General features: G+C 33.1%; 10 protein-coding genes and 1 other RNA gene. 5 read left to right on the forward strand and 6 right to left on the reverse strand.

Going from position 1 to position 12653, the window contains the following annotated elements; all coding sequences use genetic code 11:
* Positions 1 to 19 precede the first annotated feature (19 nt).
* From NZD85_RS09995 to ssrA, 5 genes are all read right to left on the reverse strand, one after another.
* Positions 20 to 1186 carry a tetracycline-inactivating monooxygenase Tet(X2) gene (locus NZD85_RS09995; RefSeq protein ID WP_008651082.1) on the reverse strand — a complete coding sequence of 389 codons (1167 nt, stop codon included), beginning with the start codon at positions 1184 to 1186 and terminating at the stop codon, positions 20 to 22.
* 202 nt (positions 1187 to 1388) lie between these two features.
* Positions 1389 to 2171 (reverse strand): lincosamide nucleotidyltransferase Lnu(H), encoded by a 783-nt coding sequence (gene lnu(H), locus NZD85_RS10000; RefSeq protein ID WP_260541668.1) that lies wholly within the window; start codon positions 2169 to 2171, stop codon positions 1389 to 1391.
* 283 nt (positions 2172 to 2454) lie between these two features.
* Positions 2455 to 4050, reverse strand: a complete 1596-nt coding sequence (abc-f, locus tag NZD85_RS10005; protein ID WP_090410526.1) for a ribosomal protection-like ABC-F family protein — start codon at positions 4048 to 4050, stop codon at positions 2455 to 2457.
* A gap of 340 nt (positions 4051 to 4390) precedes the next feature.
* Positions 4391 to 4915: a hypothetical protein gene (locus tag NZD85_RS10010; RefSeq protein WP_032132333.1), complete on the reverse strand. Its 525-nt coding sequence runs from the start codon at positions 4913 to 4915 to the stop codon at positions 4391 to 4393.
* 546 nt (positions 4916 to 5461) lie between these two features.
* Positions 5462 to 5859, reverse strand: a transfer-messenger RNA (tmRNA) gene (gene ssrA / locus NZD85_RS10015).
* Between the two features lie 142 nt (positions 5860 to 6001).
* Between ssrA and NZD85_RS10020 the strand changes: the two genes are divergently transcribed.
* On the forward strand, positions 6002 to 7507 hold the full coding sequence (locus NZD85_RS10020) for an aldehyde dehydrogenase family protein (RefSeq protein WP_188319351.1): 1506 nt from the start codon (positions 6002 to 6004) through the stop codon (positions 7505 to 7507).
* 35 nt (positions 7508 to 7542) lie between these two features.
* Positions 7543 to 7914 carry a DUF779 domain-containing protein gene (locus NZD85_RS10025; RefSeq protein WP_260541670.1) on the forward strand — a complete coding sequence of 124 codons (372 nt, stop codon included), beginning with the start codon at positions 7543 to 7545 and terminating at the stop codon, positions 7912 to 7914.
* 54 nt (positions 7915 to 7968) lie between these two features.
* Here NZD85_RS10025 and gltX read toward each other — a convergent pair whose 3' ends face one another.
* A complete protein-coding gene (gene gltX, locus NZD85_RS10030; protein ID WP_225541340.1) occupies positions 7969 to 9477 on the reverse strand; it encodes a glutamate--tRNA ligase in 1509 nt (502 codons plus the stop codon).
* A 118-nt stretch (positions 9478 to 9595) separates the two neighbouring features.
* Here gltX and NZD85_RS10035 point away from each other — a divergent pair, with 118 nt between their 5' ends.
* The 3 genes from NZD85_RS10035 (at position 9596) to NZD85_RS10045 (ending at position 12653) form a co-directional block, all read left to right on the forward strand.
* The gene (locus tag NZD85_RS10035; protein ID WP_260541671.1) at positions 9596 to 10465 is read left to right on the forward strand and encodes an MBL fold metallo-hydrolase; all 870 of its coding nucleotides are present in this window, start codon (positions 9596 to 9598) and stop codon (positions 10463 to 10465) included.
* An 84-nt stretch (positions 10466 to 10549) separates the two neighbouring features.
* Positions 10550 to 12208 carry a PSP1 domain-containing protein gene (ricT, locus tag NZD85_RS10040; RefSeq protein ID WP_260541672.1) on the forward strand — a complete coding sequence of 553 codons (1659 nt, stop codon included), beginning with the start codon at positions 10550 to 10552 and terminating at the stop codon, positions 12206 to 12208.
* Complete coding sequence (locus NZD85_RS10045; protein WP_260541673.1) at positions 12192 to 12653, forward strand: gliding motility lipoprotein GldH; 462 nt, start codon at positions 12192 to 12194, stop codon at positions 12651 to 12653. The genes ricT and NZD85_RS10045 overlap by 17 nt, the downstream gene beginning before the upstream one ends.

Genomic DNA, 12653 nt, shown 5'->3' on the forward strand with positions numbered 1-12653 from the left:
TGTGCCGTTTTATTCCATTTTATACATTTAACAATTGCTGAAACGTAAAGTCGGGTTTAAACATTTCAATTTCGTTTTGAGTTGATTCTTCTTGTGCTTCTTTGCCATAGATAAACATTTGCTGTTCATAATTTTTAACAGCCTCTTCAATGCTATTAAATTTTCCATCGGCTAGATTATCAGACAATATCAAGGCATCCACCAACCCACTATTTACTCCCTGCCCTGCAAAAGGCGGCATCAAATGTGCGGCATCCCCAATCATTGTTATGGGTAATGGGCGCTTGCTTTTCCAAGGCTTTTCTAAAGGAAATATCCGTGTAGCCAATCCTACAAATGACAACGTCGTATGAATCAATTCTTTGTAGCGTTCGTCCCAATCGGAAAATTCTTTCAGAAGAAAATCAACGACACTATTTCTGTTTTGAAAATCTACCTGCGTTTGGTTTTTCCATTCATCAGGTGTTTTAAAACTTATTCCAAAATGCAATGCACCATTATTATTGGGGTTAGCAAATAATAAATTACCTTGGTGAGATGCCATTAGCCGGTTTCCATTGCATAGCTGAAAAAATCCAGGACAGTTTATCTCTGGTTGATGAATATCGGCTTGTATATTGAAAGTACCTGTTTCTTCAACTTCCGTGTCGGTAACAAATTTTCTTACCTTGGACATCCCGCCATTGGCAAGAATAACCAAATCTGCTGTTTCACTCGGTTTATTCTCAAAAGTTAGTGTCCACTTCTTCTTACCAGGTTCAAGCATAACAAGTTTTCTATCCCAAATAACCGTGTCGTTTTCTAAACTATTCAACAAGATAGCCCTTAAGTCATTTCTGTTTATTTCAGGATTGTCAAATCGATTTTCGGGCTTTACATTTTTTGTGGATAAAATATTGCCTTTTTCATCAGCAATATTTACACCCATTGGTAAGGCTAAGTCATAATAAGTTTGTAACAATCCCGCTTTTTTCATTGCTTCCTGACCTGAACCTTTGTGTAGGTCAAGGGTTCCACCAAAAATTCTTGCCTCTCGGTCGTTGTCTCTTTCGTAAACTGAAACGTCTATGCCGTTTTGCTGTAATAATTTTGCCATAGTCAGTCCAACGGGTCCACCACCAATTATTGCAACGTTCTTATCACTAAGTAAATTCATTTGTTTGTCTGTATCTATTCGCATTGTCATTCAAAAATGGCACATAACGTTTTGGGTATTGCCGAAGGCGGGGAATTCGAAGCTGAAAGTTTCGATTTTGCACCGAGGCGAGCCAAAACGAATTTTTATGAGTTAAATTTAAAAATAAAAAACGAATAAAATTCGTTTTTGGCGGAGATAGTAGCACAAATTTTGAATTTAGCACTTTAGCCCCGCTTTTGGCAATACCTTGTTAGCGGTAGTTTTTTCTTATTTCGTGTAGGATTTCTTTCATTTTTGGTTCAATATTTAGTTCGTCAAATAGTTTCTCCGATAAATTTAATGAGTTTTCAAAAGCTAAAATTATATTTTTAGGATTTAAATCCGATGTTACTGTTTTATACGCAAAATACCAAGTCGTATCAATATCCTTTTCAAGACTTTTAGTTGGACTTTCCCAATGTTGGGTTTTGTTTGTTCTTGCTCTAATAAGCCAAAGCAAATATTTCTGAACATTTGATAAACTATGATGAGCATGAGCAAATTCTTCTCGCTTAATTAAGTTGCTTGTTGTCAGTATAACATTCAGTAATGATTGACTTAACCACAAGATGTTTTCATTTGTTATTCTTTCGGGCGATTTCGTTTTGATTTGATTTAGTGTTTTCGTTAAATGTCCGTCTTTGTCGATTAGGTTCATTTGGTCAAAATCGCTAAATGTAACTATTCCGTCCCAAGATTTGATGATTTTAATTTCCTCCGTTTTTAAAAAATGAAATTCTCCTCTGACCATATTCTTAAAAATAGCCACTTCGCTTCCATATTCGTTTGTAAAATATAAAGCCACAGGATGAATTTGGTTTACCCATTTTTCTGTCGAGAAATTTTCTTTATTTTTCAAAAAGATGTAAAATTCAATATCAGAATATTTGTCTCCTTCGTTTTTGGTAAATGAACCATACATAAAAACAGCGGAAACATTTTCGTCTTGTTGCGCTATAGATTTTGTTTTGTTAATCATTTGTAACTGTGTCATTTTTTCTAATTTTTAAAAGTTGATAATAGAAGTTCGCATTACTTTTTGAAAGCAATGAAAAAGTTTTACGTTGTTTATTTTGGACAGTTACTTATAGCTTCATCGGATTATACTTTTTTATGTTCAACATTCTGTTTGGTAAAATTACCGCCAACGGGCCGCGGCTTTGCGAGGGAGCGGATTTTAGCATAAGACTTCCAAGCGAAGACGGAACTTTAAATATAACGAAAATCTTTGAACGGAAACAATAACCCGCTCTCTTGCAAAACCGATGTTATCGGCTTTACTTCATTAATTCAATAGTTCGTTCAATATTTATTTCTTGTAAGAACGTTTTATCGTGGGAAATTACAATTAAAGTTCCTTCATATTCATTGATTGCATTGGTTAAAATTTCGATGTTTTGAAGGTCTAAATTATTGGTAGGTTCATCTAAGATAATAATGTCGGGAGATTGATTAGCAATGTTTAAACAACACAACATTAACCGCATTCTTTCTCCGCCACTCAATGTATGACAAGGCTTATCCCAATCATCTTTTGAAAATAAAAAACGGTCTAATCTGATTTTTACTTCGTGTTCCTGAAGGCCGGTTTGATTAAATTCTTGAGCTTGTTCATAAATCTGTAAATGATTATTGATTAAAGAATAATCTTGGTCAATATAAACAGAATGACTTTCAGCAATAAATATTTTTCCTTCCGTTGGTTTAAGTTTTCCGAGTATTATTTGGATAAGTGTGGTTTTTCCTGTTCCATTTTTTCCGTTGATAGCAATTCGTTCACCGCTGACAATTTGAATGTTTAGAGGTTTCTCCCATAATAAACCTCCTGTTCTATATGCGAAATTGATATTTTCTGCTATAAACAGATTTTTACCTTTATGAAGATTGGAAGAATCAAATTCAAATTTCATTTGTTCTATATCAGAAACGGAAAGCCTCAAATCTTGAAGTTCTTCTTTTATACCATTAATTTTATCTGAATGAACTCCGGCAATTTTTGCTGAGCTTCTTTCAGCATTATTCTTCCAAGCATCTGATACTATCTTGGGAAGTCCAGCTTTTCCTAAATTCTTTTTTGCTCGAACATCTAATTTTTGTTGTCGTTCAATTGTTTTTCGCTCCTTTTCTTTCGCCTTTCTAAGTGCTTTTTCTTTGCTCTGAATATCTTGACTTAAGGCGTTTTGTTCAATTTCTTTTTGCTCTTTATAAAATTCATAGTTTCCGCCATAAACTTTAATTTCATTTCTGTTGAGCTCACAAATAGGATTTAATAACTGAAGTAACTCTCGGTCGTGGCTAACGATTATAAAAGTTGCTCTTGAGGTTTGAATAAAATCGTATAGTAAGTCTCTACTGGATTTGTCAAGATGATTACTGGGTTCATCTAATAAAACAAATGATGGTTGATGAATAAATATACCTGCGAGAAAGACTTTTGTTTTTTGTCCTCCACTTAATTCGCTTAATTTTTGAGATAGTGATAAATCAGAAATATCCCAATAGCTTAGGGCTTCTTGACATTTTTCTTCTATCGTCCAATCGTCATTTAAAAGGCTATAATTCTTTTCATCTACACTTCCGTTTAAAATTTCGTGTAAAGCATTGAGTTTGGTTTCAACTTGTAAGGCTTGGGCAATTGTCAAATCATTAAACTGACCGAAAATTTGAGGAATATAATAGGGTTTGGTTTCGGAGGAAATTTGTCCGTCATCAGGTTCTAATTCCTTGGCTATAAGTTTGAGTAAAGTAGATTTTCCAACACCATTATTGCCAATTAATGCAATTTTATCGGAATGGTTTACTGTCATACTTAAATTAGTAAACAGCGTATTTTTATTGGGATGTGAATAGGATAAATTTTGAATCGTAAGCATAATTAATTTCTTTTTGAGTTTAACAAAAGTGGGAGCCCAATTTTTTGAGCTGATTGTTAGATTGTCTAAGAAATTAATTTTTACATTTTCTGCTTACTTTTTATTTATGTTGCAAATATAATATTTTTTCTGAACTACTTTATTTCGTATTGCCGATAACGGTTCGGGGCTTTGCGAAGTGGCGGGAAATCGAAGACGGAAGTTTCGATTTAGACGACACGTAGCAAAAGCCAATTTCTATTTGCTAAATTACAAAAAAAGCCAATAAAATTGGCTTTTGCGGATTACGAAGCACAAATTTTCAACTTAGCCGTTACTCCGCCATTTTGCAAAACCCTTGTTATGCGGTCGGTTTTTTATTCCGCAAACTTTTCTTTATTAGTTTTTTTAATTTTCTGTCGTTACTTTTAAGTATAACTACTCCACAGATTGCTCGACTTCCATAAAGAGAAGTTGCATTTTCATTTTTTAGAATTTCGATTGAATTTATTGTTTCGTTTGTTAAATATTTTAAAATAACTGAATAATTAGGGTATTGGTTTAAGTCAAGTAAGTGACCAACATTTTTTTGAAAAAGAACAAACATTATTTTACATTTAGATTGCTTTCTTAATGCGTCATTTATGTTTTCACCATCCTCTACTTTTATTACAATTTTATCAGATATGCTTTTAAAGTTAATAATTGAGTCTTGTTTTATTTTTTCTTTTATTAAATGAATTTGCATTTCTTTAGAATCAATTTTTTCTAAATTTTCAATCCACTTATCACTTTCAGATTTCAATCCTAATTCCTGATTATTTTTATTTTGTCCAAAACCAAGTGTAGTAAAGATTAAAAGAAATGATAAAAGTAAATATTTCATATTCGTTTCTTGTTTGGATTAAACTGACGCATAACACTCAAATATACGAAATAATATTTTATATGCAACTTAAATTTTAAAATCACAAAACACTGTATATTAACATTCTATATCAATATTTATTTATAAATTTGTCATTCTATTCATAATAAATATTTGTTTTGCGTAATTCAATAATATTTAAAATCCGTACTCGCCAACTTTAAAATCGAAATTGCCTAACATAGAAACAAAAACATTATCTGGATTTTCTTTTACTACTAGAAAGAAAATATTAGTATTCTACATTTATTTTGTAAGTCACGCTATTTTGTCATTAAATAAAGCTTGGTATATCCATAATACTAAAGGCAACAGAAATTTTGTAGATATAATAGAATGCTATCAACATATTACAGAATCTCTATAAGATGAATAATATTAACTCGCTAAAAGAATGAGAAAAACTGAATTAATATTTAATATAAAGAAAAACTCGGACTAAAATTAGGAAAAAGTCCCTGATTTAGTCCGAGTATTTTATAATTCGCTGATAGTCAGCATGAGTTGTGGAGCTGGCGGGATTCGAACCCGCGTCCAAACAAGCAACAAATAAGCTTTCTACATGTTTAGTCTATTCTTAATTTTCGACGAAATCCTGAGAACAAACACTCTGTCATTCGCTTATCATCTAAAATCTCGAAACCTATCCGATGCACTAAGGTTTCTATTCTTACTTTCCCGTGTTCCTTTATCAAACGCCGTAAGTCAAGGCTTTTGAGGAACATTCAGCTTCTATACCTTGTATAGACGTGGCGAATTCTTACTAAAATTCAGAATTATGCAGCTAAAGCGTACTCTTCGTTGCCAGTTAAAAAGTTGAAGTGCCTGATTAAAGTGAGTACACAACCTATCACTACATGCTTACTTACCCATTGACCCTGCTGTCAAAACCAGTCAGCCCCTTTTTAGTAAATGGTCAATTCAATAATTGACGGATGCCAAATGTACAAATTTTATACCAAATAGAATTAACTTTTTCTAAACATACTTATTCAATATAAATTTTTAAATTAGAACAAGTAAAAAATTTAAAATCACATAAATATGTCAAATTTAGTAAATCTACCAGCTTTCAAAGCGCACTATGACAATTATATTAATGGAAAATTTACGGCACCAAAATCAGGAAAATATTTTGATGTTGTGACACCATTAACAGGAAAAGTTTTCACACAAGCTGCACATTCATCTGAAGATGATATAAGTTTAGCTGTTGATGCAGCACACGAAGCTTTTAAATCTTGGAGTCAAACTTCTGCAACAGAAAGGAGTTTAATCTTAAATAAAATAGCTGATCGAATGGAGCAACATTTACAAGATATTGCTGCTGTAGAAACATATGATAATGGAAAACCTGTTCGCGAAACATTAAATGCAGATATTCCTTTAGCAATTGATCATTTCAGATATTTTGCTTCTGTAATTCGTGCTGAAGAAGGTTCTTTAAATGAACTTGATAAAGATACAGTTTCGATTATTGTTCATGAACCAATTGGTGTAGTGGCGCAAATTATTCCTTGGAATTTTCCAATCTTAATGGCTGTTTGGAAATTAGCTCCAGCTTTAGCTGCGGGGAATTGTATCGTATTAAAACCAGCCGAATCAACACCTATTTCAATATTATTCTTAATTGAAATCATTGGCGATTTATTGCCTCCAGGCGTTTTGAATATTGTGAATGGTTTTGGAAGTGAGTTAGGTCGTGCATTGGTTACAAATCCGAAAGTATCTAAAGCTGCTTTTACGGGTTCTACTGCAACAGGTCGTTTTGTAATGCAGTATGCAACAGAAAATATTATTCCAGTTACATTAGAATTAGGAGGTAAATCGCCTAATGTGTTCTTTGAGTCGGTAATGGATCATGATGATGATTTTCTGGATAAAGCGATTGAGGGAGCTGTATTGTTTGCTTTGAACCAAGGTGAAATTTGTACATGCCCTTCTCGTTTATTAATTCAAGAATCTATTTACGAGAAATTTATTGCTCGAGTTGTAGAACGTGTAAACGCCATCAAAGCAGGAAACCCACTTGATCCAGAAACAATGATTGGTGCTCAAGCATCACAAATTCAATATGATAAAATTTTAGGTTATATTAAACTTGGTAAAGAAGAAGGTGCAGAAGTATTAACAGGTGGAGATGCGAATCATTTACAAGGAGATATCGAAAACGGATACTATATCAAACCAACTTTGTTAAAAGGTCATAATAAAATGCGTGTTTTCCAAGAAGAAATTTTTGGACCTGTTTTAGCTGTAACTACTTTTAAGGATGAGGCTGAAGCGATTGCAATTGCCAATGATACGATTTATGGATTAGGTGCCGGAGTTTGGACAAGAGATGCACATCAGTTGTACCAAGTTCCAAGAGCAATTCAGGCAGGTCGTGTTTGGGTAAATCAATACCATAGCTATCCTGCAGGTGCTCCATTTGGTGGATATAAATTGTCAGGTATTGGTCGCGAAAATCATAAAATGATGTTAGATCATTATCGTCAAACAAAAAATATGTTAGTTTCTTATAGTAAAAAGAAATTAGGATTCTTTTAATAGAACATGATCAAATCATCTAAAAAAAAAACAATATGAAAAGAGTGGATGCAACAGAAAAAGCGAAAAATCTTCTTCAAGAATTGAAAGAAAAGTATGGTGATTTGATGCTTTATCAAGCTGGTGGTTGTTGTGAAGGAACACAGCCGCAATGTTTTAGAAAAGGCGAATATTATCTTCGTTATAAAGATGTTTGTATTGGAGAGATTGGCAATGTCGAATTTTGGGTGGATAAAGATTTATTTGAATATTGGAAATATGCTCATTTCGAATTAGATGTAATTGAAGCAATTGGAGCAGGAGGATTTTCGTTAGAAGTTCCGCTTGGAAAAACATTCAAAGTTAATTATACGCTTTTTACGCAAGATGAACTTGGTCGGTTAGAAGATGTCAAAATCAATTTATAATAGAAAAAGCCATTTGCAATGCAAATGGCTTTTGTATTTATGATAGAAATAATATTATCCTAAAACTTCAATTGCCTTGTTGATACGAGCAATAGTTTCATCTTTTCCTAAAATTGACATAATTACAGGAACATCAGGTCCTTGTAACGCACCAACTAAACTAAGACGTAAAGGCATTCCAATTTTACCAAACCCAATTTCTTGAGTTGTAACAAAATTAGCCATCGCATCGTGTAGTGTTTCAGCATCAAATTCAGACGAATTTAAAACTTCAATAAATTTATTCAAAATCTCTTTCGAATCTTCTTTCCACGCTTTTTTAGACGCTTTTTCTTCGTATGATGTAGGAGCTATATAAAAGAATTGTCCTTGATCGAAAATATCTTTTACAAAATTTGCTCTTTCTTTTAATAATTCTACAACTTTTGCATCCAGAGAAGCGTCTGCTTCAATTCCATTTTCTTTCAAAACTTCCTCAAAAGATGGTAATAATTCTTCAACAGATTTTAGTTGTAAATATTGATGATTGAACCAAGTTGCTTTTTCTGGAGAAAAACGAGCGCCTGATTTCGAAACTTTTTCTAATGAAAACAATTGAATTAATTCATCCATCGTAAAAATCTCTTGATCTGTTCCAGAATTCCAACCTAATAAGGCTAACATATTCAATACCGCATCTGGAAAATAGCCTTCTTGTTTATATCCTTTTGCAATTCCCTCTTCAGTTTTCCATTCCATTGGAAATACAGGGAATCCGTGTTTGTCTCCATCACGTTTACTCAATTTTCCTTTTCCTTCTGGTTTCAAGATTAATGGTAAATGAGCAAAGCGAGGTGCTTCCCAACCAAAACCATCATATAATAATTCGTGCAACGCCATAGATGGTAACCACTCTTCACCACGAATCACATGTGTAATTCCCATCAAATGGTCATCTACAATATTTGCTAAATGATAGGTTGGCATTCCGTCTGATTTGAACAATACTTTATCGTCTAATGTAGAGGCATCAATCGAGATTTTTCCACGAATCATATCATCCAATAGAACTGTACGCGAATCATCAATTTTGAAACGAACAACATAAGGTGTTTCATTTTCAATTAATTCTGTTGTCTCAGCTTCTGTCAACGACAACGAGTTTTTTAAGTTTCCTCTTGTTGACCAATTATAGATAAAAGTTTCTTTATTTTCTTCTGCTTTTGCACGAGCTGCATCTAATTCTTCAGCTGTATCAAATGCATAATACGCTTTTCCATTCGTTAACAATTCGTCTACATATTTTTTGTAGATTTCTTTGCGTTCTGATTGACGATAAGGTCCTAAATCTCCTCCAAAACCAACGCCTTCATCTGGTGTTAGACCTAACCATTTCAGCGAATCAATAATATATTGCTCAGCACCTTCTACATAACGTGTTTGGTCTGTGTCCTCAATTCTTAATAAGAATTTCCCATTATTATGTTTTGCGAAAAGATAATTGTATAACGCTGTACGGACTCCTCCGATGTGTAAAGCACCTGTTGGACTTGGCGCAAATCTTACACGAACTTCTTTTGCCATTGTAATCAAAATTTTTGCAAATTTAAGCTGTTCAAAACTATATTGGATATTTATTTCAATAATATTCTATTTTTTTATCTTCGTTAAATCATTGAAACAATTTTAGAAACCACAAATTATGAAATTATATACGATAGAAACAGGAAATTTTAAATTAGACGGAGGTGCCATGTTTGGAATCGTTCCGAAATCTATTTGGAATAAAACAAATCCTGCTGATGACCGCAATTTGATAAATCTTGCCATGCGCTGTTTGTTGATAGAAGATGGCGAACGATTAATCTTAATCGATACCGGAATAGGAAATAAACAAGATGCAAAATTCTTTGGGTTTTATTATTTATGGGGCGATTTATCATTGGATAATTCTTTAGCGAAACACGGTTTTCATCGTGACGATATTACGGATGTTTTTTTAACACATTTACATTTTGATCATTGTGGAGGTGCAATTCAGTACAACAAAGAGAAAGATTATCTGGAAGCTTCTTTCAAAAATGCAAAATTTTGGTCGAATGCCAATCATTGGGATTGGGCAGAGCATCCAAATCCGAGAGAAAAAGCGTCTTTCTTAAAAGAGAATATAGTACCATTACAAGAAAGTGGACAATTAAATTTTATTGATTTACCACAAAATGGTTCAATATTAGAAAATTCTCCGCTTGGTTTTGATATTCTATTCGTAGATGGTCATACCGAAAAACAAATGTTGCCTATCATTACTTATAAAGGAAAAAAAATAGTGTATATCGCAGATTTAATCCCAACTGTAGGGCATATTCCGTTAATTTATGTGATTGGGTATGATACACGACCTTTAATAACATTAGAAGAAAAAGATGCTTTTTTGAAAAAAGCAGTTGAAAATGATTATATTTTGTTTTTTGAACACGATCATGTCAATGAATTGGCAACCTTAAAATTAACCGAGAAAGGTATTAGGTTAGATCAAACTTATTCATTTTCAGAAGTTTTTGATTCGATTTAAATTCGAAAACTTAACCGAAATGATTTCACAAATTCAGAAAAATATTTTCATACCTTTGTGTTGTCATTAAAAAAATATAAAAGCATGGGATGTGGATCTTGTGGAACTTCTAATGGCCTTCCGAAAGGATGTAACAATAATGGTGCTTGTGGCACTGATGGTTGCGGAAAATTATCAGTTTTTGATTGGTTATCGAATATGCAACTTCCTAATGGACAAGAAAAGTTCAACTTTGTGGAAGTTCGTTTCAAAAACGATCGAAAGTTTTATTATAAAAACGAAAACAACATATCTCTAAATATTGGCGATGTAATCGCTGTTGAAGGAACACCTGGTCATGATATCGGGGTTGTTACACTTACGGGTGAGCTTGTTAGAATCCAAATGAAAAAGAAGAATCTTTCGTGGACTGCGGAAGATGTCAAAAAGGTTTATCGTAAAGCGAACCAAAAAGATATCGAAACTTGGATAGAGTTTCGTGATAGAGAAAAACAAACAATGGTAGATTCTCGAATTATGGCTAAAAACCTTAATTTGGAAATGAAAATTTGTGATGTTGAGTACCAAGGAGATGGAGCGAAAGTTACATTTTATTATACAGCAGAAGGACGTGTCGATTTTCGTCAATTAATCAAAGATTACGCTGGTAAATTTGGCGTAAGAATAGAGATGAAACAAATTGGTTACCGTCAAGAAGCTGCTAAAGTAGGAGGGATTGGTTCTTGTGGACGCGAGTTATGTTGTTCAACTTGGTTAACAGATTTCCGTTCTGTTAGTACAGCTGCAGCACGTTATCAACAATTATCAATCAATTCTCAGAAATTAGCTGGACAGTGTGGGAAACTAAAATGTTGTTTAAATTTTGAATTAGATTCATATTTAGATGCATTGAATCATTTTCCATCAATGGAGAGTCGATTTGAAACTGAAAAAGGTTGGGCACATTGTGTGAAAGTAGATGTTTTCAAGAAAGAAATGTGGTTTGCTTATGACAAAGGTGGAATTATATGGTATAAATTTTCTGTAGATGATATTCAAGAATTTTTAGCGATGACAGCTAAAGGTAAAAAAACCCAGCCTTTAGAAGACTTAGCGAAAAATGTAGAAGAATCAAAACCAGATTTTTCTGATGTTATTGGAGAAGATTCATTAGAACGTTTTGAACGCAAAGAAAAACAGAACAAAAAACGTAAACGAATTAATAAGAACAATCAAAATTCTGGAAACGAAAAAGTTGCTGCTAATGCGAATAATCTAAAACCTCAGAAGGCAAAACAAAAACAGCCTAATGAAGCAAAAGATAAAACGAATCGTCCTGAAAATAAACAAGGTAAGAATCCAAATCAGTCGAAAAAGAATAATCAAATAAGACCGAATAAAAATTCGAATCCGAATCAGCAATCAAATCAGCCAAAAGAGAAGCGTAAGCCAACTCAGGTGAATGAGCAACAAGCTCAACCTAATACTGATCAACAAAAACCGCAAGGAAATAATCGCAATCGCAATCAACAAAAGCGAAAACCGAATAATCCGAGCAATAATAGCCAACAAAACAATCAGGCTAATCAGTTAACTCAACAACCTAAAAAACAGCCTCAGCAAAATAACCAAAATACTGAGCAAAATCCGAAAACGAAGGAGGAGAATTCAACAAATAATTCTCAACCGAATCCAAATAAATCGAAAAATCGAAATAAAAAAAGATTTAATCGTGGACCAAAACCAGATGATACGCAACAGTAGTTTGCTTTTTATTTTAGTCTTTTTGTTGTTTAGCTGCGAAGCAAAACATTATTATCAAGACACAAAAGATGTGAAAGATGAATGGAAAAGTGATCAACCTCAAATATTTACATTTGAGGTGAATGATCCAAAACCATCAGCTGTTAACATTGGATTTGTCTTAAGAAATAATACGTCGTATGAATATAGTAACTTATATTTGTTCACGAAATTCATCGATCCAAAAGGCAACGAAATGATTGATACTTTGCAGTATTACATTGCAAATCCTGATGGTAGTTGGATTGGAAAAGGAATGACAACAAAAGAAATGATGTTGGTTTACCGCGAAAATTTACCAATAAAAGACTCTGGTCGCTATCAACTAAAAGTTTGGCAAGGTATGCGAACAAAGAATTTGAAAGGAATCGAAGACATTAGTTTGATTGTTGATAAAGCTGAATAA

It is taken from the genome of Empedobacter stercoris, from assembly GCF_025244765.1.
GTDB classification, from domain to species: Bacteria; Bacteroidota; Bacteroidia; order Flavobacteriales; family Weeksellaceae; genus Empedobacter; species Empedobacter stercoris.

Coding starts and splice junctions, on each gene's coding strand:
- NZD85_RS09995 (WP_008651082.1), bottom strand. CDS start 1,186: ATGACAATGCGAATAGATACAGACAAACAAATGAATTTACTTAGTGAT.
- abc-f (WP_090410526.1), bottom strand. CDS start 4,050: ATGCTTACGATTCAAAATTTATCCTATTCACATCCCAATAAAAATACG.
- NZD85_RS10010 (WP_032132333.1), bottom strand. CDS start 4,915: ATGAAATATTTACTTTTATCATTTCTTTTAATCTTTACTACACTTGGT.
- NZD85_RS10020 (WP_188319351.1), top strand. CDS start 6,002: ATGTCAAATTTAGTAAATCTACCAGCTTTCAAAGCGCACTATGACAAT.
- NZD85_RS10025 (WP_260541670.1), top strand. CDS start 7,543: ATGAAAAGAGTGGATGCAACAGAAAAAGCGAAAAATCTTCTTCAAGAA.
- gltX (WP_225541340.1), bottom strand. CDS start 9,477: ATGGCAAAAGAAGTTCGTGTAAGATTTGCGCCAAGTCCAACAGGTGCT.
- NZD85_RS10035 (WP_260541671.1), top strand. CDS start 9,596: ATGAAATTATATACGATAGAAACAGGAAATTTTAAATTAGACGGAGGT.
- ricT (WP_260541672.1), top strand. CDS start 10,550: ATGGGATGTGGATCTTGTGGAACTTCTAATGGCCTTCCGAAAGGATGT.
- NZD85_RS10045 (WP_260541673.1), top strand. CDS start 12,192: ATGATACGCAACAGTAGTTTGCTTTTTATTTTAGTCTTTTTGTTGTTT.